The 21199-nt window shown below is 54.9% G+C and carries 23 protein-coding genes and 1 tRNA gene; 8 read left to right on the forward strand and 16 right to left on the reverse strand.

What is annotated here, in order from left to right:
* The first annotated feature begins 68 nt into the window (after positions 1 to 68).
* The 5 genes from HBO23_RS30655 (at position 69) to HBO23_RS30675 (ending at position 4430) form a co-directional block, all read left to right on the forward strand.
* Entirely contained in the window at positions 69 to 1223 is a 1155-nt protein-coding gene (locus HBO23_RS30655; protein WP_020300926.1) for a carbohydrate kinase family protein, read from the forward strand.
* A gap of 73 nt (positions 1224 to 1296) precedes the next feature.
* Positions 1297 to 2679 (forward strand): toll/interleukin-1 receptor domain-containing protein, encoded by a 1383-nt coding sequence (locus HBO23_RS30660; protein ID WP_020300927.1) that lies wholly within the window; start codon positions 1297 to 1299, stop codon positions 2677 to 2679.
* A complete protein-coding gene (locus HBO23_RS30665) occupies positions 2676 to 3374 on the forward strand; it encodes a DNA lyase (RefSeq protein ID WP_032903619.1) in 699 nt (232 codons plus the stop codon). Before HBO23_RS30660 ends, HBO23_RS30665 begins: the two co-directional genes overlap by 4 nt.
* On the forward strand, positions 3371 to 3973 hold the full coding sequence (locus HBO23_RS30670) for a 7-cyano-7-deazaguanine synthase (RefSeq protein WP_020300929.1): 603 nt from the start codon (positions 3371 to 3373) through the stop codon (positions 3971 to 3973). The genes HBO23_RS30665 and HBO23_RS30670 overlap by 4 nt, the downstream gene beginning before the upstream one ends.
* A complete protein-coding gene (locus HBO23_RS30675; protein WP_032903651.1) occupies positions 3963 to 4430 on the forward strand; it encodes a TIR domain-containing protein in 468 nt (155 codons plus the stop codon). Before HBO23_RS30670 ends, HBO23_RS30675 begins: the two co-directional genes overlap by 11 nt.
* A 77-nt stretch (positions 4431 to 4507) precedes the next feature.
* Here the strand turns inward: HBO23_RS30675 and HBO23_RS30680 are convergent, their stop codons facing one another.
* From HBO23_RS30680 to thrS, 13 genes are all read right to left on the reverse strand, one after another.
* A complete protein-coding gene (locus tag HBO23_RS30680) occupies positions 4508 to 5371 on the reverse strand; it encodes a DUF4231 domain-containing protein (protein WP_020300931.1) in 864 nt (287 codons plus the stop codon).
* Entirely contained in the window at positions 5371 to 5886 is a 516-nt protein-coding gene (locus tag HBO23_RS30685) for a TIR domain-containing protein (RefSeq protein ID WP_324188010.1), read from the reverse strand. Before HBO23_RS30685 ends, HBO23_RS30680 begins: the two co-directional genes overlap by 1 nt.
* Positions 5887 to 5905: 19 nt before the next feature.
* Positions 5906 to 7159 (reverse strand): tetratricopeptide repeat-containing protein, encoded by a 1254-nt coding sequence (locus HBO23_RS30690; protein WP_020300933.1) that lies wholly within the window; start codon positions 7157 to 7159, stop codon positions 5906 to 5908.
* Positions 7160 to 7418: 259 nt separating this feature from the next.
* The gene (locus HBO23_RS30695) at positions 7419 to 9749 is read right to left on the reverse strand and encodes a hypothetical protein (RefSeq protein ID WP_020300934.1); all 2331 of its coding nucleotides are present in this window, start codon (positions 9747 to 9749) and stop codon (positions 7419 to 7421) included.
* 516 nt (positions 9750 to 10265) lie between these two features.
* Positions 10266 to 10342, reverse strand: a tRNA-Pro gene (locus HBO23_RS30700).
* 90 nt (positions 10343 to 10432) lie between these two features.
* Complete coding sequence (locus HBO23_RS30705) at positions 10433 to 10789, reverse strand: MerR family transcriptional regulator (RefSeq protein WP_003219935.1); 357 nt, start codon at positions 10787 to 10789, stop codon at positions 10433 to 10435.
* A complete protein-coding gene (ihfA, locus tag HBO23_RS30710) occupies positions 10770 to 11072 on the reverse strand; it encodes an integration host factor subunit alpha (protein WP_002553164.1) in 303 nt (100 codons plus the stop codon). Before ihfA ends, HBO23_RS30705 begins: the two co-directional genes overlap by 20 nt.
* Before the next feature lie 3 nt (positions 11073 to 11075).
* Positions 11076 to 13454 carry a phenylalanine--tRNA ligase subunit beta gene (gene pheT / locus HBO23_RS30715; RefSeq protein WP_170040739.1) on the reverse strand — a complete coding sequence of 793 codons (2379 nt, stop codon included), beginning with the start codon at positions 13452 to 13454 and terminating at the stop codon, positions 11076 to 11078.
* A gap of 26 nt (positions 13455 to 13480) precedes the next feature.
* Positions 13481 to 14497 (reverse strand): phenylalanine--tRNA ligase subunit alpha, encoded by a 1017-nt coding sequence (pheS, locus tag HBO23_RS30720; protein WP_034117607.1) that lies wholly within the window; start codon positions 14495 to 14497, stop codon positions 13481 to 13483.
* A gap of 109 nt (positions 14498 to 14606) precedes the next feature.
* Positions 14607 to 14963: a 50S ribosomal protein L20 gene (gene rplT / locus HBO23_RS30725; protein WP_003174975.1), complete on the reverse strand. Its 357-nt coding sequence runs from the start codon at positions 14961 to 14963 to the stop codon at positions 14607 to 14609.
* 27 nt (positions 14964 to 14990) lie between these two features.
* Complete coding sequence (gene rpmI, locus HBO23_RS30730; RefSeq protein WP_002553160.1) at positions 14991 to 15185, reverse strand: 50S ribosomal protein L35; 195 nt, start codon at positions 15183 to 15185, stop codon at positions 14991 to 14993.
* A gap of 59 nt (positions 15186 to 15244) precedes the next feature.
* Positions 15245 to 15796 carry a translation initiation factor IF-3 gene (gene infC / locus HBO23_RS30735; protein WP_015884933.1) on the reverse strand — a complete coding sequence of 184 codons (552 nt, stop codon included), beginning with the start codon at positions 15794 to 15796 and terminating at the stop codon, positions 15245 to 15247.
* Positions 15796 to 17718, reverse strand: a complete 1923-nt coding sequence (thrS, locus tag HBO23_RS30740) for a threonine--tRNA ligase (RefSeq protein ID WP_017138778.1) — start codon at positions 17716 to 17718, stop codon at positions 15796 to 15798. Before thrS ends, infC begins: the two co-directional genes overlap by 1 nt.
* Positions 17719 to 18083: 365 nt before the next feature.
* Between thrS and HBO23_RS30745 the strand changes: the two genes are divergently transcribed.
* Complete coding sequence (locus tag HBO23_RS30745; protein ID WP_017138777.1) at positions 18084 to 18398, forward strand: hypothetical protein; 315 nt, start codon at positions 18084 to 18086, stop codon at positions 18396 to 18398.
* A gap of 289 nt (positions 18399 to 18687) precedes the next feature.
* Entirely contained in the window at positions 18688 to 18900 is a 213-nt protein-coding gene (locus tag HBO23_RS30750) for a cold-shock protein (protein WP_003234260.1), read from the forward strand.
* Positions 18901 to 18973: 73 nt separating this feature from the next.
* Here the strand turns inward: HBO23_RS30750 and HBO23_RS30755 are convergent, their stop codons facing one another.
* On the reverse strand, positions 18974 to 19294 hold the full coding sequence (locus HBO23_RS30755) for an I78 family peptidase inhibitor (RefSeq protein ID WP_017138776.1): 321 nt from the start codon (positions 19292 to 19294) through the stop codon (positions 18974 to 18976).
* Positions 19295 to 19437: 143 nt separating this feature from the next.
* Positions 19438 to 19746 carry a hypothetical protein gene (locus HBO23_RS30760; RefSeq protein ID WP_170040740.1) on the reverse strand — a complete coding sequence of 103 codons (309 nt, stop codon included), beginning with the start codon at positions 19744 to 19746 and terminating at the stop codon, positions 19438 to 19440.
* A gap of 172 nt (positions 19747 to 19918) precedes the next feature.
* On the opposite strand from HBO23_RS30760, the gene HBO23_RS30765 reads away from it, so the two are divergent.
* Positions 19919 to 20131 (forward strand): hypothetical protein, encoded by a 213-nt coding sequence (locus tag HBO23_RS30765; RefSeq protein ID WP_017138774.1) that lies wholly within the window; start codon positions 19919 to 19921, stop codon positions 20129 to 20131.
* 33 nt (positions 20132 to 20164) lie between these two features.
* Here HBO23_RS30765 and HBO23_RS30770 read toward each other — a convergent pair whose 3' ends face one another.
* The gene (locus HBO23_RS30770; protein ID WP_017138773.1) at positions 20165 to 21193 is read right to left on the reverse strand and encodes a nucleoside hydrolase; all 1029 of its coding nucleotides are present in this window, start codon (positions 21191 to 21193) and stop codon (positions 20165 to 20167) included.
* Between the last annotated feature and the right edge of the window lie 6 nt (positions 21194 to 21199).

Consider the following 21199-nt stretch of genomic DNA (forward strand, 5'->3'; position numbering starts at 1 on the left):
TCTGAACTTCAGTCTCTGAAGCGATGCATTGGCTGCCGATCCGACGTAAGACTGACCGAGGGCACGGAATGCACATCGTTGGTGGTCTATATCGCGAGTTATGTGATGTACCGTTCTGGGACTCTACGCTGGGCTCTGGAGGTCGCGCTGCCTTGGCCGCCAACGCACTGGCTTCGGGTGTCGAGTTTTCCACTTATGCCTCCCCCGCTGATCGCTCCGCATTGGTTTCGCTGGAGTCGCAGGGAATCATCACGCATGCCGCTACCAGGCCATCGCCAATAGTCTTTGCGTATTTCCACCCCCTTTCTTCGCCCCATATTGAGCCACCCCGCGCGTCCATCAACCGCGAAAACTCGATATCGGTGACTGGGAACGCCGTTTTGCGCTTCGGCTTTCTTGAGGGAGATGCGGTGGTCACGGCGAATCGGGCCGTATACGACCCGCAAACCTGGCATAACCCGCCATCGTTTGGAGCCAATGGGTCGACGGCCAGAGAATTGGCCCTAGTAATGAATGAACTGGAAGTGCGCCAGATAACTGGAATCGATGAGTTGCACTTAGCGGCGCAACACCTGCTGAAAAAACAACGCGCACAGGTTGTCGTGATCAAACAAGGTGCACGTGGCGCCTCAGTTTACGAGGGTGTAGGCAAGATTTCACACATACCGGCTTATCGTTCCAGCAGTGTTTTTAAAATCGGAACAGGTGACATATTTACTGCCGTATTTGCGGTTCATTGGGCGCAAGGCGAACTGCCGCCTCACCAAGCTGCAGATCTGGCGTCACGGTCGGTATCTGTCTATTGCGATACCCGTGCGTTCGAGTTTGATGAATCCATCCTCAAGCAACGTCAGCCTATCTCATCTTGGAGAGGTGGCAGGGTTCGTCTTGAAGGTGGTGTTGATTCACTAGGACAGCGATACACGATGGAAGAAGCCCGGTTTGCATTGCGCGAACTGGGTGTTGATGTGACATGTCCACAGATTGAAGTGGCAAACGCTGGCTGGAATACGGATGCGACCTTGGTAATAAATGATGAGTTGTCGGTGGAGTCCCTGGCACGAATTGCAGAAGACCGAGCCCGATCAATTCCGATCATCACACTCCACGAGCGCACTACTGCCGCGAGTGTATTAACCGTTGCAACAGAGACAACGGATGACTTCACGACAGCAATGTACCTCGCAGTCTGGGCTGCTGGCGAAGCCGCTGCCACTCACTGAAAGATAAAACAATAATCGGCATCGCCCGCAGGGTCATGCAACGGAATGTAACCAGCTGAGGCCAGATCGATCCATGGCGGACGTCTATATCATATATGCCAAAGAAAATAGCAAGACAGCGCTGAAGGTTCGCGATCTCCTCTCCGCGTCCTGGAGCGTGTGGCTAGACGATTTGATAGTTGGCGACTTCAGTGTCGCGATTACAGAAAATCTCAAAGAAGCGAAATGCGTCGTTGCTCTATATTCCTCATTTGCTCACAAGCACACCATCACTGGCGAGTTGAGCTTGGCAGAAAAATATCAAAAGAAGGTCGTCCCTCTCATTTTGGATGACAGTGATCCGCCGTACCCATATGGTCACTTCAGCAGTGTTGATTTCCGGTCATGGCAGGGCGAAGCAGATCACTCATGCTTTCAGTTGCTGCAGAAGAAAATCGGGCTCGTTGTACCTCCTCAGGGTAAGCCCGTCCGGTTAGCCACGATAGCTGACGGTGCGCTTGCCCTTCCTAATGTCTTCATGTCTGTTTCGTCACACGAGACACAGTTCGATCCCGTAGAAGCGTTGGAAGCATTAACGGTGTATCCGACGCGCTCGATTCTTGTTTCTGCCTATGACCTGGTTAATTCTGAATCGCGACACAAGATGATTGCTGAAATAACGACCTATCGAGACCTAGGCGGTTTTGTTCTCATCGACTCGGGCAATTATGAGGCTTACCGCCTGAATGACAAACAGTGGAAGCCATCGAACCTGAAGCGCGCGCTAACCGATACGCCACACGATTGGGCGTTCTGTTTTGACAACATGACCCCCAGTGACAAATTCGAAGTGGCGGTCAGGCAGGTCATAAAAGCAGTGGAGCGCGACGCCAAGCACACCTCTGCTCCGGTGCTACCCATCATTCACGTCAAGCAGACCCCTAAGGGGCTCGAAAGACTTCCTCGGATCGTCAGGGCGATATCCGAGCACCTGCAACCGCCTATCATCGCCATTCCGGAAAGGGAACTGGGTGCGGGCCTTGCGCAGCGTGCATTGACTGTCAGACATATCAGGGATGAACTGGACAAGCTGCCCTATTATCAACCCATTCATCTACTGGGCACTGGAAACCCGTGGAGCATTGCACTACTGGCGGCCGCTGGCGCGGACACGTTCGACGGTCTTGAGTGGTGTCGGTTTGCGGTAGATCCTGAGCTTGAGCGGCTTCACCACTTCCAACACTTCGACTTTTTCAAAACGAAAAGGATCCGAAGTGAATTTATGGATAGGGTGATGGCAAACAACAACATAGGCTACGCAGGCAAGGTTGCGTTCCACAATCTAGAGTATTATGCGGAGTTTGGCCGAATCATGCGTGACATGTATTCGAAAGGCCGCGAAGAACCGTTCGCCATGGGAGTTACCGGCATGAAAAGCGCCGAGCTTCGATCGCTATTCCCAGGAATTTTTCTATGACCACTTATAGCGCTGAAGCGCTCTGCAGAGCTGTCGCTGCGGTCTGTCCAGATATTCGCACACGCATCGAAGCCGGCGCAGTGTCTGACGAGCGTCATCTATGGTGGGAGCTTTCTTGCTGCATTCTCAGTAGCCAGGTCCCCTACCCGCTCGCTATGGCAGCCGCCGATGCCATCGATGAACGTGGCTATCTTTATCACAACAAACAACACAGCGAGCACCTTGCCGAGAAATTGTTTGAAGTGCTCAGAACCCCTCTCGTTGTCGACGGCAAAATGCGCACTTACAGGTTTCCCAGGGCAAAAGCCGGTCACTTAGCGTCCACGTGGGCGGCCGTAGCAAGCATTGGCGGCTCACTCAAGGCGCTGATCAGTGGTGACGTCAGTGATGTACGCGCGTGGCTAGTGGCCCATGCATCCGGTATGGGGCCCAAGCAAGCCAGTATGTTTTTGCGCAATTGCGGGGTTACTTATGACTTGGCAATCCTTGATCGGCACGTGCTCAATTACATGTCTGCTCAGGGGATATATTCAGGCACTCAGGTATCCATATCCGGATTGAATCAGTATGGCAGGCATGAAGACAGGCTTCGTGACCATGCCCGGGAAATGGATTGCCCGGTTGGTCTTTTGGATTGGGCCATATGGATCGTTATGCGCGTTGCAAATCGCAAGCAGGAGGCTGTTTTAGTATGAGTATCGTGACACTGGTTTCCGGAGGCCTAGACTCTACGCTCGTCGCCAAGTTGGCACAGGAGCAAGGCCTGCAGATATTTCCACTCTTTGTAGATTATGGTCAACGCGCCCGCGACCGAGAGCTCGCAGCCTGCAAGCTGGCCATGCAGAAGCTTGGACTTCCTGAGCCCGAAATTGCCGGTCTGTCGGGATTTGGCAGGTTGATTCGCTCGGGACTCACCGACCCGACCTTGCACATCATTGACGACGCCTTCACTCCCGGCCGGAACATGCTTTTTCTGTTGACCGCCGCCGCTTACGCCCATCAGAAAAACGCCGATGCGATCTCCATCGGATTGCTTCACGAAAGCACCAGCCTTTTTCCTGATCAGACCTCCGGATTCCTCGAGGAGGCTGAGCGCATGATAACTCTATGCATGGGCCGGAATATCAAGGTGCTTGCACCGCTCTCATCGTTCACCAAACCTGACGTCGTGACGCTGGCAGCCGAGAAAGGCATCTCTCAGACCTACTCGTGCCACCTGGGTGAAGAACAGCCGTGCGGCAACTGTATCGCCTGCAACGAATTCAAATTTGAGGGTGCCAATGATGGGCGGTAGCAGCACAGGTGGATGGAGCCGACTCGGTGATGTCAGGTCACTGGAGCAAAAAGCCAAGGCTGCTCTAAATGAGGGCAAGCGCAACGTGTTCATCAGTTTTGCCACTGAGGACATGGCTGAGGTCAATCTGCTCAGGGGACAGGCAAAAAACGATAACAATGACATCGAGTTCAATGATCATTCAGTCCGCGAACCCTACGACAGTGAGCAGGCGGAGTACATCAAGCGCAAGATCGCCGAGCGCATCAACCGCTCATCTATCACTGTGGTCTTCATTTCCAAGGACACTGCCCAGAGCAAGTGGGTGAAATGGGAGGTAGAAAAGAGCCTAGAGCTTGGCAAGAAGGTTGTAGCTGTGCATTCCGGTAAGCAGTTCGGCGCAGCTGAGCCTAAATGGGTATCGGAACACAAGATCAAAACCGTACCCTGGTCGAAGCTCTCCGACGAGCTTAAATAAGCTGCCGGCAGGAAGGTGTTTAGCTTCTGAAACTAGCGCCCTACTCCTGCCAGTAGTCGTTCGCACGCGAGGCGCTGTCAGTTGTCCTTCCTTGCCTCCCACTGAGTGTGCTCACGAGAAAATGCGTTCTCAGCGTCACCTACAAATGTCGACAAATGCTCATCTTTTTTCAGCTCATCGGCCTGTTCACGTATAAGCGTAATCTCATGCGCAGTCAGTGCGTAAGACGCCGATAGCTCAGTGAAGCGTTTTGCCTGCATCCACGTCAGAATACTTGCTGCAACAGCGATCAGCACGTCAGTCGGAAAGTATTGGTATTCCACGTTGGCGATCTTGATCAGCGCACATCCAAAAGCGATGGCGTTAACGGCGATCAATGTAATGAAGAAATACTTGGCGGCCTGGGCGTTGAAGTTAGCTTTACGTGAATACCATCCCAGTTGGTCGTTGATCCGGGATTCGATGTACGTATCGCGCCGGGTTTCGAAATCACCGGCCCTCATCAGCTTCATCTTGTACGTAATTTGCTGGGCCGGCAGATGCGTGAGCAGCTTGTTCGACACGCCTGGGTTTTGCTCAACCACTTGCGTAAGCTTTGCCAGCAAATGCTTCTTGGCCGCCTCGTCGCTTTCATGAAAAGGCTCTGCGCGGGACACGTAGCGCCACACCATGGTTTTGATTGATTCGGCGACGGCACGCCCCGAATACCAAAGCCGCTCAGGCCGCTGTGTCGCCAAATACACAGAGCTGGCTAATGCGCCGGCTAAAAGAGCCGCCTGCAGGGCCGCTGCACCCCAGTGAGGATAATTGATAACCGAGACGACTGCGGCCACCACCAACAGCGCCAGGTTAGTGAGCAGCGCGGCAAGAAAATGCTTCTGAGCGGAACCCGACAGCTCATCGGCGGCCTGATAGAGACCAGGGAAATCAGAAATCTGCATCAAGGAACCTCATAGCCGAGTTTTTGATACACGGCTGGCGGATAGAAATAGTTGCCACGCTCACTTGCCGTGGGGTTCGCCAGGGCATGAGCAATAATGGCAGGGGAATACGGGACGAACACTGCCCCAACGTCCTGCAGGATGGGAGGGCAAAGATCAGCATTCACCTGGCGGGCTCCGTCCAGGTTGATGCCGATGAGCTTGCACCCCTTCTCTATCGCTACCTGTATCTCCCAACGCACGTATTTGTGTTTCGAACGCGTGTCCCTGCCAATCAGCAGTGCGAAGGTGCCGGCCATATCAATCCTTTCCCGGCATTTGCGCTTGATGTAATCCTCGTCTTCCGAGTTCAACGCCATGTTCAACTGGCAGTCGGCGAAATCAAAATCGATCCGAGTGTTTTTCTTCCACGCCCCCATCAGTTCATACATGTGTCGGTCTGTGCTGCTGAAGCCGACGAATGTTCTGGGCAACCCCATTTCGCTGTTCCTTTCTTGAAGTCGTTGGTTGAGCATTGTCGATAACCTCAAACGGTCAGTGCTGAGACGGGGCCACCGCTGCGAGCCGTTTCTCTCGGGTTGCTAACACGTGACTTTTGCCCGCCTGATAAGTATCAACCTCCCATTGAGCAATGAAGGCTCCCATAAAATGATTCTCGAACGTCTCGGCTTGCGTGGCGTCTCCGACCGCAAAATAGCAGTTGGCCAAAGTCGCATACACCCAGCGTCTGTCGCTGCGTTCAATGAAATCGGGAGACTCCAGCACAGGCAACAGAATCCTCAAAATCGCTTCACGGATTTTCTGCGCGCACATGAAGTCGAACATTCTCTCCGCGTCTTCTGTTTGTATTTGCGCTCGAAACTCGAAGCACAGCGCAAGGTTTTCGCCGTTGTAATAGTCACGCTTGACCTCAAAGCCTCGGCGATAAAAAGCAATGGCGGAGTCAAGTGAAGCTCTATCACCCTCAAGCAGCCAGATTCGCTTGACGATCGCTCCCGCAATGCCAACAGTCTCGGGGTCATTCGAGCTTTCAGGATTGAGGGGGCTAAGCACTTCCATGGCAGCTCGCAGCGCGGCGAGCTCATTAGGAATCTTTGACTTATAGGTGCTCAGTGCAAGCTTTTGCAAAATATCAGGCTCACCAGGCTTCATATCCCTTGCAGCAGCAAACTCTACGCTGGCAGCATGATGTTGACTCTGCCGCATCAACTTTTCACCTTCGCGCATGTGATGAAAAAGTCGTTGTTGAGCGGCTTCTGCTTCATCGACCAACTCTTCAAACTCTTCATCCGACATACTCGGCGAGCGCAACCTGGGCAGGAACGTATAAACTGGACTGTCGATAGCCTGGGCGGCCATCACGGCCTCAATCAGGTTACCCAGGGCCTCCGTGGCGCGCCGCGCCTCACGTGCAAGAATGTCCTCACCAAAATGCGAATACTGGAAAGTGCTGATGTGATTGAGGTCAAAGTACAGCTTGCCCTTGTCCTCGCTCATGACGATGGTCGAATTCGGTCTCAGCGCGTGACGTACTCCCAGTTCGTAGACGGCGTTTACGTTTCCCGTGGAAATATCGGCGATGACCAGATCAGCCCTGAGCAGCAGGTCGTACATTTTTACGTCGATAAGTCCCGACTGCATGATCTCGTCAGCCCGAACGCAGCGTAAGCCGCGGCTGGTGACAGCGGGCTCGATAATCGTTTCGTACGTTGCATTCAGGTCGAGCGTGCGACCAGACTCATACTCGGTTTTCTTGCCATACCCCATCACGACAAAGCATAACTTCATCACAGCGATCTCTTACTCGCAAAAATGTTTGATCAAAATCGCGGCTGTCTATCGATCCTGTTCGAGCACAAGCTAAGCCCATGCAAGGCTCATTGATGAGCCCTCGAAAGATATGAAGCAACCACGAATTCGATCTCCGGCAAAAGGGCAAATCTGAATCGTGCGACGCACATAGAGCATTGTTTTGAGGTCTGTCAGGCCAACGGCGGCTAAGGCAGACAACGGGGCTATCCCTACCATCTGGCGGATGATTTTTAGATTATTGGTTGATCATCAATGCTGGCCAAAACGCCTGGTTAATTACAAGACTGACCGCTTGGTTCGAGTTCTTCTTAACCCCGTCCATGAGCGCTTTGTTGTAGCTAAAATCATAAATAAACTTAGGATCGTCCGAGTTGATTCGAATGCCCAGGAATCCATACCAAAGCAGCAGATCTACCGCGCGACTCGCCTTCTGCTGATCAAGCCCAGACTTAAGGAGAGTATCCATCACCTGCTGCTCAGAAAGGTCGGCGGATGATGCGACGAAAGCGTAGAGAAGGCCTTCAGTCTCATCGGACACGTCCTGAAGCTCGTAGCCAATATCGCGCAGCAGATCCGCTGAATAGGCCGCGATGCCTTTCTCAATGTCGCTGCCTTCGATAATCTCGTGGTTGAGGTTGATGGCAAAGCTCTTGCAATGATTGATCAGATTCAAGAGAAAGCGTGGTCTCATCAAGGAACGCTCTATCAGAAACTGAGACGTTTCCTCGCCCTTGTAATGGCTTACAAAAAGCCGCAGCCAGGCCGACTTGAAGTCCAGGTCTTCTTCAAGACCGTTGGACACGATTCGCAAACGAACGAGCTCGCGTAACAAGTCAGAATCCGTCCAATCCAGCACCACACTGGCTTCCTTGCCGCGGTCAGACGTCTCCTTGACCAGCAGCTCGTAGACGTCGTTGCGTAGGAACACTACCGAGCGCACCTTGATGTTGTCGCTGCTGAACTGACGTTCAATTTTTCGCGTAGCGTCGATCAAAGCTCTGACCATAAGCAGGTCTTCATGCTTCAGTCCGGACGTTGGCCAGCCATTATCAATATTGTCGAAGAGAAGCCATAGCACCTGCTTGTTCTCAAGGTAACGTCCCAGCTTTTGTTTGAGTTGCTTTACGTCATGCTTGTACAGGAGTTCGGTCACTTCGAATGAGCTCAGATTGACGCTTTTGGTTGAACCGTACTTGGATTGGTATTCGGAGTAGATTTTCTCCATGAGCATCGACATGCGCTCAGAAAAATCGCCTTCTGAATCGTAATCTTCTCCCCGATACAGCTCGGCGAGCTCGCGATAGCCTTCATACAGCCTATGATCATGGATGTGACGCTGTTTGTCTTTTTCCAAAATCTTGTAGCAAATTTCCAGCAGTAGCACGTACTCCCAAAACGCCGTGATTGTGTGCTGGTAGGTGCCTTCGGAAAGAAACTGAAGGATGCGTTCTTTGAATTTGATGAGTTTGTAGCCGTCTGGCTTCAAATCCAAAACGATATTCTTGTTACGGTTTTTGTCGCGCTCGGCATCCCTGATTTGAAGAAAGATGGCTGATTTTCCAGAACCCTTACGACCGACGACCAAATGCGCCTCGCCACGCAACGATTTCAGAAACTGATCGGTCTCCAGATAATAACGTTCGAGATCCCGCATTTCGTTCTCGGCAGATGTCGCGCCGAGGTTGAGTTTTTTGATAAATGACCGCTCGGGTTTCGCGCCAGAAGCCTCAAGCTGCTGAAACGCTTGGGTCACATCGGACGCAAACACCTCAATGGCGCGGTTAACATCATTCGGATGGTAGGTAACCTGGACAAAGTCTCGATAATCCACTGGGACCGGCTCATCGCCTGACTGAAGAATGCACATCGCCTTGCCCATGCCATCGGCCAAACCAGCAATGAAGGCGGCTCGCATGTTGTGGATGGCCGCTCCTGTCGCCCCAGTAGATAGCAACGGAACCACAACTCCATAGGATTGTGCGACCTGATTGATCGCGTCATAGGCCGAAAGCCTGGGAGTTTCGTTTGGATCAAAGTTACGGAAGATGAAGCCGCCCTTTTTGATTCTCGAGATGATGCGGGTCGACCAGTCGGTTTTGTGCGGTGTATCCAACAAATAAACCGGTGCCTTGAGATTGAGCGCAGCAGACACGTCAATCGATTTCCAGGCTGACGCGTTGTTCAAGAAACCGCTCAGCTCAGGCGAGTTCTGGTATTCCTGAAACCCAAGGGTGTCAAAAATACCGACATCGGAAATTTTCAACCCCTGCGACTGGAGGCTTTTGTTTTTGACAAGCAGAACGCGCTTTGATTTACCAAGGGCGTAGCCAATTTCATACGTGACGTTGAAATTTAGCTCACTGATGTCAGCAACCAGGAAATCGGCTGCATCAATACTTGCCAGCACTTCGTCAGAGATGAAGTGACCGACGATGTCCAAGGCCCTCCAGGTAGACACAACCGTTTTCGTATTGGTTCTTGAGCTGGTAGCAACAGCACTCTCAATGGTTTGCCCTATCTCGGCAGGCGTTGACGCGTAAGCAAAAAAGCCAATGACGTCCTTCATATCCTTTCCCTGAAATAACAACCGGTTGTTCTCGTGTCTTCAGGATAACGACCACCATGCCGATGGTAAATGGCTATCAGTATGCCCATCACATGCTAGAGCTAGGATCAAGACCACTAGTTGGTGTCGAAGGCCCCCGGATCGTACACGTAGCCTGGCTTCCAGGCAGTCATAGGTTCAGCGACCACCTCTCTTGGGCTATAGATCTCGGCCGCTTGCTTTGCGTCTCCACGACAGAGATGAATCACATCTTTCGCCTGCTGCTTGGCTTTGCATTACGGCGGGATCTTCTCCCACAAGATTGCGCCCATGCTGGGCGCACCGAAAAAGGACCCGAAGTTCCTGATTTCAACTAACGCCCACGTTGCTGCTTATGCCAAAGCTGTCGCTAGCTCACAGCCCTTGAGATACCAAAGCTACCTAGATCTAGAATATCCGTGGGAGTAAATGTGGGAGTATTTTTTCAGACATGAAAAAGCCCAACCTGTGAAGATTGGGCTAAGTCATTGAAAAATATGGTCGGGACGGAGTGATTCGAACACTCGACCCCTAGCACCCCATGCTAGTGCGCTACCGGACTGCGCTACGCCCCGACTAGGCGTGTTACTGGGTTTGCTTCGTAACGAAGCGATCCGGAATATACCGCAAGCTTTTGAAATGTGGAAGTATTTTAAAAGCTTGTATCACTTCTTCAACACCACCAGCACATCTTCGAGTTCGGAGATCATCTGGCGGATCATTTGCTTGTATTGGGTGGTGTCGTCTTTGGCTTCATCACCGGACATACGCTGGCGCGCGCCGCTGATGGTGAACCCCTGGTCGTACAGCAACGCACGGATCTGTCGGATCATCAGCACATCCTGGCGCTGATAATACCGACGGTTCCCGGTGCGTTTGACGGGGTTGAGTTGAGGAAACTCCTGCTCCCAATAGCGCAGCACGTGCGGCTTGACCGCACAGAGCTCGCTGACTTCACCAATGGTGAAGTAGCGTTTGCCTGGGATGACGGGTAGTTCGTCGTTATGACTTGGTTCCAGCATAAGCCTCAACTCGGGCCTTCAACTTCTGCCCTGGACGAAAGGTGACCACACGGCGAGCCGTGATCGGGATTTCTTCTCCCGTTTTTGGATTGCGGCCAGGCCGCTGGCGTTTGTCCCGCAGGTCAAAATTGCCGAAACCGGACAATTTGACCTGTTCGTTGTCTTCCAGAGCGTGCCGAATTTCTTCAAAGAACAGCTCGACCAATTCCTTGGCTTCGCGTTTGTTCAGACCCAACTCTTCGTACAGACGTTCCGCCATCTCAGCTTTCGTCAAAGCCCCCATACGTCACTTCCTTAACGTGGCGTTCAACCTTTGTTCGAGCGAGGTGAGGATATTTTGTGTCGTGGTATTCACCTCATCGTCATTAAGAGTGCGCGATGGATGCTGCCAGGTCAAGCCAACTGCAAGGCTTTTTCTATGCGGATCAATGCCTTTACCCTGATAGACGTCAAATAGCCTGAGGTCTGTCAGCCATTCCCCTGCATTTTCACGGATTACGTCCAGAACGGCAGTGGCGGCCACTTCACGGTCGGCGATCAGCGCGAGGTCACGACGCACTTCAGGGAAGCGCGACAACTCGCTGAATTTAGGCATCTTGCCCGACGCCACTTCAGCCAGAACCAGCTCAAAAACAAAGACCGGACGGTCCAGGCCCAATGTTTTCGACAGCTCAGGGTGGATGGCACCGACAAAACCCACCAAACGCCCTTCGCGCTCGATACGTGCAGTCTGGCCCGGGTGCAATGCCGGGTGGCTACCAGACACAAACGTGAAGTCATCCAGTGCACCGGCAAAGCCCAGCACCGCCTCCACATCGGCTTTAACGTCGAAGAAGTCCACGCCATCGCGGCCCTGTGCCCAGCCTTCTGGCAGGCGGCTACCGCAGACAACACCCGCCAGCATCGGCTCTTGCTTGAGGCCATCGAGTTGGCCGACAAAGCGCAGGCCGCTTTCGAACATGCGCACGCGGTCCTGCTGACGGTTCAGGTTATGGGACAGTGCCTTAACCAGACCCGGCCACAGCGACGAACGCATGGCGGCCATGTCATTGGAGATCGGGTTAGCCAACAGCAACGGCTCAACACCTGGGTTGAACAGCTCAAACTGCTTTGGATCGATGAAGCTATAAGTCACCGCTTCCTGGTAGCCACGGGCAACCAGCAGGCGACGCAACTCTGGCAGGTGCGCACGCGCCTCGGCCTTGGGTTGCGGTGCCAGACGCGCTTGCGGGTAACGAACCGGCAGGCGGTTGTAGCCGTACAGGCGGGCCAGCTCTTCGATCAGGTCGACTTCCAGGCTGATGTCGAAACGATGGCTTGGCACTTCTACGTGCCACTGCCCTTCGCCACCGGCGGAAATACCCAGGCCGAGTGCGGACAGCAGTTGCTCGATCTGCGCAGGTTCAATCACCAGGCCAAGCATTTGCTCGACGCTTTTGGCGCGCAGGGTAATCGGTGCAATCGACGGCAGGAACTGCTCGTTGACGGTTTCGGTGATCGGGCCGGCTTCGCCGCCGGTGATTTCCAGCAGCAGGCCAGTGGCGCGCTCCATGGCTTCACGGGCCAGTTTCCAGTCCACACCACGCTCGTAGCGGTGCGAGGCATCGGTGTGCAGGCCGTAGGAACGAGCCTTGCCAGCGATGGCGATCTGGTCGAAGAACGCACTCTCAATGAAAATATCGCGGGTGGTTTCGGACACGCCGCTGTGCTCGCCACCCATCACGCCGGCAATCGCCAGGGCGCGGGAATGGTCGGCAATTACCAGGGTGTCGGCGCGCAGGCTGACTTCCTGGCCGTCGAGCAATACCAGCTTCTCGCCTTCTTCGGCCATGCGCACGCGGATGCCGCCATTGATTTCGGCAAGATCGAAGGCGTGCAGCGGTTGGCCCAGCTCCAGCATCACGTAGTTGGTGATGTCCACGGCGGCATCGATGCTGCGCACGTCGGCGCGACGCAGGCGCTCAACCATCCACAGTGGGGTTGGCTTGGACAGGTCGACGTTGCGGATCACACGACCCAGGTAACGTGGGCAGGCGTTTGGCGCCAGTACGTCGACAGGGCGCACTTCGTCGTGGACTGCAGCGACTGCGGCCACCACCGGGCGGGTGACCGGGGCGTTGTACAGCGCGCCCACTTCACGGGCCAGACCGGCGAGGGATAGGCAGTCACCCCGGTTCGGGGTCAGGTCGACCTCGATGCTGGCGTCTTCCAGTTCCAGGTAAACGCGAATGTCCTGACCCACTGGCGCATCGGCCGGCAGTTCCATCAGGCCATCGTTGCCCTCGCCGACTTGCAGCTCGGCCTGGGAACACAGCATGCCGTTGGACTCAACGCCACGCAGCTTGGCTTTCTTGATCTTGAAGTCGCCCGGCAGTTCGGCGCCGATCATGGCAAACGGAATCTTCAGGCCCGGGCGCACGTTTGGCGCTCCGCACACGACCTGGAAGGTTTCCACGCCATTGCTGACCTGGCACACACGCAGCTTGTCGGCATCGGGGTGCTGCTCGGTGCTCAGCACCTCGCCCACCACCACGCCGGTGAAAACACCGGCGGCCGGCGTTACGCTATCGACCTCAAGGCCGGCCATCGACAGACGAGCAACCAGCTCGTCGCGATCTACCTGCGGGCTTACCCAGCCACGCAGCCATTGTTCACTGAATTTCATCCTGCTCTCCTAAAGATTCGTTACGACTAGCGAAATTGCGCGAGGAACCGCAAGTCGTTGTCGAAGAACAGACGCAAGTCGTTCACGCCGTAACGCAGCATGGCCAGGCGCTCAACGCCCATGCCGAAGGCAAAGCCCGAGAACTCTTCCGGGTCGATCCCGGACATGCGCAGCACGTTAGGGTGAACCATGCCGCAGCCCATCACTTCCAGCCAGCCGGTCTGCTTGCAGACGCGGCAGCCTTTGCCGCTGCACATCACGCATTCCATGTCGACTTCAGCGGATGGCTCGGTGAACGGGAAGAACGATGGACGGAAACGCACCGCCAGCTCTTTCTCGAAGAACACCCGCAGGAACTCTTCGATGGTGCCTTTGAGGTCGGCGAAATTGATGTCGCGATCGACCAGCAGGCCTTCGACCTGGTGGAACATCGGCGAGTGGGTGATATCAGAGTCGCTGCGGTACACACGGCCTGGGCAGACGATGCGGATCGGCGGCTTGTTCGCTTCCATGGTGCGGACCTGTACCGGCGAGGTATGGGTGCGCAACAGCATGTTCGCGTTGAAATAGAAGGTGTCGTGCATCGACCGGGCCGGGTGATGGCCTGGGATGTTGAGCGCCTCGAAGTTGTGATAGTCGTCTTCGACCTCGGGGCCTTCGGCAATGCCGTAACCGATATGGGTGAAGAACTGCTCGATACGTTCCAGAGTCCGGGTGATCGGATGCAGACCGCCCGAGGCCTGGCCACGACCAGGCAAGGTGACGTCAATGGACTCGGCGGCGAGCTTGGCCGCAAGATCGGCCTCCTCGAGCGACGCCTTGCGCGCATTGAGCACCTCGGTGACACGCTCCTTGGCGACGTTGATCAGCGCGCCGACTTGCGGACGCTCTTCAGCCGGCAAATTCCCCAGGGTCTTCATCACCTGAGTCAATTCACCTTTTTTGCCAAGGTAGTGAACCCGGATTTGCTCCAGGGCATTTACATCTTCAGCGCTATGCACAGCCTCAAGAGCTTGGGCAACGAGCGCATCCAGGTTTTCCATGTACAGACTCCAGATACAAAATAGGGGAAGAGCTTGAAGGCTCTTCCCCTATTTATGACGTTTACCACCTTGGGCTACAGGAGCAGCCCAAGGTGACTGTCGGGGGTACTTAAGCCAAGGTGGCTTTAGCTTTCTCGACAATCGCAGCAAACACCGCTTTTTCGTTCACGGCCAGTTCAGCCAGAACCTTACGGTCGATTTCGATGGACGCTTTTTTCAGGCCAGCGATGAAACGGCTGTAGGACAGACCGTTAACACGTGCACCAGCATTGATACGAGCGATCCACAGAGCGCGGAACTGACGTTTTTTCTGACGACGGTCGCGGTAGGCGTATTGGCCTGCCTTGATTACCGCTTGCTTGGCAACACGGAATACGCGTGAACGCGCGCCGTAGTAGCCTTTAGCAAGTTTCAGAATTTTTTTGTGACGCTTACGGGCAATGACGCCACGCTTTACACGAGCCATGAGTTATTCCTCTATTCTTGACTAAAATTAACGAAGGCGCAGCATGCGCTCGACTTTTGCCACGTCAGACGGATGCAGCAAGCTGCTACCGCGCAGTTGACGCTTACGCTTGGTCGACATTTTGGTCAGAATGTGGCTCTTGAAAGCGTGCTTGTGCTTGATACCGTTAGCAGTTTTCAGAAACCGCTTAGCAGCACCACTTTTAGTTTTCATCTTTGGCATGTTCGGTACTCCGCATTCAGTTGATAAACATAATCAGAAGGCCTGCCGTGCCCTGTTGATTACTTCTTCTTTTTCGGGGCGATGACCATAATAAGCTGGCGTCCTTCCATCTTAGGATGCTGTTCGACCGAACCGTACTCGAGCAAGTCAGCTTCAACCCGCTTGAGGAGTTCCATCCCCAGCTCCTGGTGGGCCATCTCACGGCCGCGGAATCGCAAGGATACCTTGGCCCTGTCCCCATCACTCAGGAAACGTACCAGGTTGCGCAGTTTTACCTGGTAATCCCCTTCCTCCGTCCCTGGACGAAACTTGATTTCTTTTACTTGAATCTGCTTCTGGTTCTTCTTCGCTGCGGCAACCTGTTTCTTCTTCTCGAAGATCGATTTGCCGTAGTCCATCACCCGACAAACAGGTGGGATTGCATCGGCGGAGATTTCCACCAGGTCCAATTTGGACTCTTCAGCAATACGAAGCGCTTCATCAATCGAGACGATGCCAATCTGCTCGCCGTCAGCGCCAATTAACCGAACCTCGCGTGCCGAGATATTCTCGTTGATCGGGGCTTTCGGTGCAGCTCGTTTATCTTGTCTCATTTCACGCTTAATAATAATTACTCCGAATCTGGGCGACCACGCCGGGAAACCGCTTGCGCGAGGAACTCAGCGAACTGGGCGACGGGCATCGAGCCCAGGTCAGCACCTTCACGAGTACGCACAGCGACAGTCTGCATCTCGACTTCCCGATCTCCGATAACCAAAAGATAGGGAACCTTGAGCAAAGTATGCTCGCGGATTTTAAAGCCGATCTTTTCATTTCTCAAGTCGGACTTGGCACGAAATCCGCTTTCGTTGAGAGTTTTTTCAACTTCAGCGGCAAAATCGGCCTGTTTATCAGTGATATTCATGATCACTGCCTGGGTCGGAGCCAGCCACGCAGGGAATGCACCCTCGTAGTGCTCGATCAGGATACCGACGAACCGTTCGAACGAGCCGAGGATCGCCCGGTGCAGCATAACCGGGTGCTTGCGGCTGTTATCTTCGGAGACGTATTCGGCTCCCAAACGGATCGGCAGGTTAAAATCGAGCTGCAGGGTACCACACTGCCAGACGCGACCAAGGCAATCTTTCAGCGAGAACTCGATCTTCGGACCGTAGAAGGCGCCCTCACCCGGCTGCAGATCGTACGCAAGGCCCGCGCTATCTAGCGCAGCGGCCAGTGCAGATTCAGCGCGATCCCACAGTTCGTCGGAACCAACACGTTTTTCCGGACGAGTGGACAGTTTCATTTCGACTTCGGTGAAACCGAAATCGCGATAAACATCCATGGTCAGCTTGATGAACGCGGCGGATTCAGCCTGCATCTGCTCTTCGGTGCAGAAGATGTGAGCGTCGTCCTGGGTGAAGCCACGCACACGCATGATGCCGTGCAGCGCACCCGACGGTTCGTTACGGTGGCAGGCACCGAACTCGGCCAGGCGCATCGGCAACTCGCGGTAGCTCTTCAGGCCCTGGTTGAACACCTGCACGTGGCATGGGCAGTTCATTGGCTTGATGGCGTAGTCGCGGTTTTCCGACTGCGTAGTGAACATGTTGTCGGCGTAGTTGGCCCAGTGCCCGGATTTCTCCCACAGGCTGCGGTCAACAACCTGAGGCGTCTTGATCTCCAGGTAGCCGTTGTCACGCTGAACCTTGCGCATGTACTGCTCGAGCACCTGGTACAGGGTCCAGCCGTTCGGGTGCCAGAACACCATGCCCGGCGCTTCTTCCTGGAGGTGAAACAGGTTCAGGCGCTTGCCGATTTTGCGGTGATCGCGCTTTTCAGCTTCTTCGATGCGCTGGATGTAGGCCGCCAGTTGCTTCTTGTCAGCCCAGGCCGTGCCGTAGATCCGCTGCAATTGTTCGTTCTTCGCATCACCGCGCCAGTAGGCACCGGACAGCTTGGTCAGCTTGAACGACTTGAGGAAGCGTGTGTTCGGCACGTGCGGACCACGGCACATGTCGACATATTCTTCGTGGTAATACAGGCCCATGGCCTGTTCGTCCGGCATGTCTTCCACCAGACGCAGCTTGTAGTCTTCGCCACGGGCGGTGAACACGTCGATCACTTCGGCGCGCGGCGTGACCTTCTTGATCACGTCGTAATCTTTTTCGATCAGCGCGTGCATGCGCGCTTCGATAGCGGCCAGGTCGTCCGGAGTGAAAGGACGCTCATAGGCGATATCGTAGTAAAAGCCTTCGTCAATGACCGGGCCGATCACCATTTTTGCCGTTGGGTACAGCTGCTTGACCGCATGGCCAATCAGGTGCGCGCAAGAGTGGCGAATGATCTCCAGCCCCTCTTGATCCTTGGGCGTGATGATTTGCAGGCTGGCATCACCAGTGATCAGGTCGCTGGCGTCAACCAGCTTGCCGTCGACCTTGCCGGCCACGGTGGCCTTGGCAAGACCTGCACCAATGGATGCGGCGACCTCGGCTACGGAAACCGAATGATCGAATGAACGTTGACTGCCGTCGGGAAGAGTAATAGTTGGCATGGCGCCTCCTCTCCTAGTGGTGACCCCTACCAAAGGTCACGTGGGTTGGGATGAGCCAGTACAAGATCCAACACCAGGCCGTTCAATGATGAACGCCTGCCTTACAGCGGCAGGAGCCTTTCGGCCAACCGATAATCGAACCAGAGTGACTGGAGTGAACTCAAAAAACATGGCAAGGCGGCAATGGGCGCGCCTGGAAATAGCCAAGCGGGTGATGCTAGCACAGATGAACGGTCATCGCGCCTGCCGCGCCAGATGAAACATAAAATCCCGTGTTTGATGCCTGTAAAAGTGAACTTGAGCTGTACGAAAGCCCTCAAACCCGCTGAGAATCGCTGTTTGCCCACGAATCAAAGGAGCACTTCATGATGCGCTTTACCTCGACCCTCGCTCTCGCCGCTTCCCTGGCTTTCTTGTCTGTTGGCGCACACGCCGCCGCCCCTTCGAACTGGCCTGAAGGTGCCCGTGACAGCTTCATCAAAGATTGCAGCTCGGCAGCCCAACAAAACGTGGACGCCAAAACCGCCAAAAGCCATTGCGAATGTGGCGCGGACAAGATCAATGCCGAATTGAGCACCGCTGAAATCAAAGAGCTCATGACTAACCCGAACTCCAGCCCCGAGCTAAAAAACAAAGCTGTCGCGGCTATTTCGTCCTGCAAAGTCGTGAAGAAAAAATAACAACGACCACTGATCAGACGGCCATTTGACTGAAAAAACAGCCTGAAAACTGCCATTTCGCACAAATTACTCAGCTTTTACGGCTTTTTTTAACAGCTGGTATTTCGCTGCAAAGCCCCGTAGATCGGGGCTTTCAGCCAACCAAGGCACTAAACGCAACGCTATTGATTAGCAAACAATGCCTTGGGGGGGCTTACAAGCCGAACATTTCGACTATGATACCCCGGTGTGCCCAGTTGGCCTGAGCAGCACAGCACTACTGAAAATATATGTTTCTTGGAGATACACCATGTCTAATCGCCAAACCGGCACCGTTAAATGGTTCAACGATGAAAAAGGCTTCGGCTTCATCACTCCTCAAGGTGGCGGTGACGACCTGTTCGTACACTTCAAAGCTATCGAAAGCGACGGTTTCAAAAGCCTGAAAGAAGGCCAAACCGTTTCCTTCGTGGCTGAGAAAGGCCAAAAGGGTATGCAAGCTGCACAGGTTCGCGGCGAGTAATTCTCCGCTGAGCTAAAAAAACCCCGTCCATGTGACGGGGTTTTTTATGGGCGCTGCAAAAGCCGCGAAGCGATCAGCCGCAGTTGACCCGCGTGATCACCAGGTTGTCGTCGGTGTTCAGGTTCAGACGGTCGGAGCGGTATTCCAGGGTGATCATGTCGTTAGGCTTGAGGATCCGTGCGTTCTGCGCGCCGGCACGGGTACGCGCCTGCTCCAGCAATTGAGGCGAGGCTTTCTGGCCGATGGCGAATTCGGCAGCCTTCGACTCGCAGCGAGTGTGACCTGCATCGGCAACGGCGGCATCTTTGCCCGGCTCAGGGGCACCCGGGGTGCTGCAACCCGCCAACGCGAGTGCTGCCAACAAAGTACCGAATGATGCGAGCTTCCAAGGCATGAAGCCTCCTATGAAAAAAATGGACAGAGATCGTGCGACAGCGATCTGGCGGTTTGGTTTCAAGACGTAAATCGCCTAAGAGCAAGTCTGCCTGACTCAAGGCGAGCATTCGCCGGATCAATCGTCACCAGATATGAACGAATTCAGTAGATATCGATGTAGTCAAACGGCGGCTTCGGCCAGTTCTGCTCGAGCGCGTTGAAAATCTGCCGGACCCAGACTTCATCGCTGGCCGCGACGTTACCGACATAACCCGAGCCTTTGGCCCAGGTCTCGAGGCGAAACAGCAGGCCGTCGATGTCGACTCCGCCTACGGCCTTCCCGGAAGAAATAAACGCGATACCGCCCTTGGTCACCCGCAACTGGGTGTGCTCGTCGTCACTGGCACTCGCGAGCAACTGGCGCACGGCTTCCAGCGTGAGGTTCTCGGGGTTGTTCAAATCGATCTGCACCTGGTGTCCCCGGCAATTGAATGGGGTAACAGTGTCGCACAGCATCGGCCTCATCCCGAAACGTCTCATGCCTAAGTAGCACTGCCAAACCCTACGCAAAAATGGTTAACTGCCCCGGTTAGAACCGCGTTCCAGCGCATTGCCCAGCCTTCCCGCCCCGTGAGCCCCGACCATGAGTACCGTAACCCTCCAAGCCGACATCAAAGCCAAGTGGCCTCAAGGACAAAGCTCCTACAGCCCCGGAAGCCCGGAGGAGTTGGCCATCATCGGAATCGACCTGCTGGTCAAGGAGCTCGGCACTCAGGCCGCACAGGCGTTCATCGGCCAGGTATTCGAGAAATACCCGGCCGACCACATGGGCGCTCATAACCCCGAGCGCGAATAAGACCCGGCCGGCGAGCGCCGACCGGCAAACACCTTACTTCAGACGGGCCAGGCGCTCGGTCAACAGATCGAAGAAGCCCTGGGCGTCGCCGTTCTCAACCCAGAATGCGTTCTTCGGCTGCTTGAGGCCGTCATACCAGTCGACGACGGTCTGGCCGAAGGTCGGGCCTTCGCGGCTGTCGATCACCACGTTGACTTCACGGCCGCTGAACAGGGAAGGCTTGAGCAGGTAGGCAATCACGGTAGCGTCATGCACCGGGCCACCCGGGATGCCGTAGTGCTCCATGTCGCCCTTGACGTATTCATTGAGAATATCGCCCACCACCTTGCTCGCATTGTTCTTGATGTCGGCAATCTGTTTCAGGCGCGCGTCACTGGTCAGCACCTTGTGGGTCACGTCCAGCGGCAGGTAAGTCAGCTTGACGCCACTTTTGAGCACAATTTCAGCCGCGACAGGGTCCGCGAACAGATTGAACTCAGCCACCGGGGTGATATTGCCGCCATTAAAATGCGCCCCGCCCATCACCACCACTTCCTTGATGCCTTGGGTGATCTCCGGCGCCTGGGTCAACGCCAGTGCCAGGTTAGTCTGCGGGCCGAGCATGGCGATGGTGATGCTGTGAGGCTTGGCGGTGCTGAGGGTCTTGATCAGGTAGTCAACGGCATTGCCTTCGGCCAGGCCTTTTTTCGGCTCATGCACGGCGACCCCGGAAATACCTTCCTTGCCATGGATATTCTCCGCATAGATCGGCGTGCGCAGCATGGGTTTTGGCGCGCCGGCGTACACCGGGATGTCTTCGCGCCCTGCCCACTCGCGGGCCAGGCGCGCGTTGCGGGAGGTCTTGTCGAGGCGCACGTTACCGGCGACGGTGGTCAGCGCACGAATGCTCAGCTCCTGCGGGGACGCCATGGCAAACAGCAACGCCACGACGTCATCGGCGCCTGGGTCGGTGTCGATGATCAGGTCGATTTTTTCCGCCGCGTGGGCGCTGGCTGCGGTGAGTGCGGACAAAAGCAGGACACTCCGAAATAGATTTTTCAGGGTTGGGAGACCACGTTGCATGAAACA

Origin of the sequence: Pseudomonas sp. WS 5532, from assembly GCF_012985445.1 — a bacterium.
Taxonomy (GTDB): Bacteria; Pseudomonadota; Gammaproteobacteria; order Pseudomonadales; family Pseudomonadaceae; genus Aquipseudomonas; species Aquipseudomonas edaphica.

Coding starts and splice junctions, on each gene's coding strand:
- HBO23_RS30655 (WP_020300926.1), top strand. CDS start 69: ATGCACATCGTTGGTGGTCTATATCGCGAGTTATGTGATGTACCGTTC.
- HBO23_RS30660 (WP_020300927.1), top strand. CDS start 1,297: ATGGCGGACGTCTATATCATATATGCCAAAGAAAATAGCAAGACAGCG.
- HBO23_RS30665 (WP_032903619.1), top strand. CDS start 2,676: ATGACCACTTATAGCGCTGAAGCGCTCTGCAGAGCTGTCGCTGCGGTC.
- HBO23_RS30670 (WP_020300929.1), top strand. CDS start 3,371: ATGAGTATCGTGACACTGGTTTCCGGAGGCCTAGACTCTACGCTCGTC.
- HBO23_RS30675 (WP_032903651.1), top strand. CDS start 3,963: ATGGGCGGTAGCAGCACAGGTGGATGGAGCCGACTCGGTGATGTCAGG.
- HBO23_RS30680 (WP_020300931.1), bottom strand. CDS start 5,371: ATGCAGATTTCTGATTTCCCTGGTCTCTATCAGGCCGCCGATGAGCTG.
- HBO23_RS30685 (WP_324188010.1), bottom strand. CDS start 5,886: ATGCTCAACCAACGACTTCAAGAAAGGAACAGCGAAATGGGGTTGCCC.
- HBO23_RS30690 (WP_020300933.1), bottom strand. CDS start 7,159: ATGAAGTTATGCTTTGTCGTGATGGGGTATGGCAAGAAAACCGAGTAT.
- HBO23_RS30695 (WP_020300934.1), bottom strand. CDS start 9,749: ATGAAGGACGTCATTGGCTTTTTTGCTTACGCGTCAACGCCTGCCGAG.
- HBO23_RS30705 (WP_003219935.1), bottom strand. CDS start 10,789: ATGCTGGAACCAAGTCATAACGACGAACTACCCGTCATCCCAGGCAAA.
- ihfA (WP_002553164.1), bottom strand. CDS start 11,072: ATGGGGGCTTTGACGAAAGCTGAGATGGCGGAACGTCTGTACGAAGAG.
- pheT (WP_170040739.1), bottom strand. CDS start 13,454: ATGAAATTCAGTGAACAATGGCTGCGTGGCTGGGTAAGCCCGCAGGTA.
- pheS (WP_034117607.1), bottom strand. CDS start 14,497: ATGGAAAACCTGGATGCGCTCGTTGCCCAAGCTCTTGAGGCTGTGCAT.
- rplT (WP_003174975.1), bottom strand. CDS start 14,963: ATGGCTCGTGTAAAGCGTGGCGTCATTGCCCGTAAGCGTCACAAAAAA.
- rpmI (WP_002553160.1), bottom strand. CDS start 15,185: ATGCCAAAGATGAAAACTAAAAGTGGTGCTGCTAAGCGGTTTCTGAAA.
- thrS (WP_017138778.1), bottom strand. CDS start 17,718: ATGCCAACTATTACTCTTCCCGACGGCAGTCAACGTTCATTCGATCAT.
- HBO23_RS30745 (WP_017138777.1), top strand. CDS start 18,084: ATGATGCGCTTTACCTCGACCCTCGCTCTCGCCGCTTCCCTGGCTTTC.
- HBO23_RS30750 (WP_003234260.1), top strand. CDS start 18,688: ATGTCTAATCGCCAAACCGGCACCGTTAAATGGTTCAACGATGAAAAA.
- HBO23_RS30755 (WP_017138776.1), bottom strand. CDS start 19,294: ATGCCTTGGAAGCTCGCATCATTCGGTACTTTGTTGGCAGCACTCGCG.
- HBO23_RS30765 (WP_017138774.1), top strand. CDS start 19,919: ATGAGTACCGTAACCCTCCAAGCCGACATCAAAGCCAAGTGGCCTCAA.
- HBO23_RS30770 (WP_017138773.1), bottom strand. CDS start 21,193: ATGCAACGTGGTCTCCCAACCCTGAAAAATCTATTTCGGAGTGTCCTG.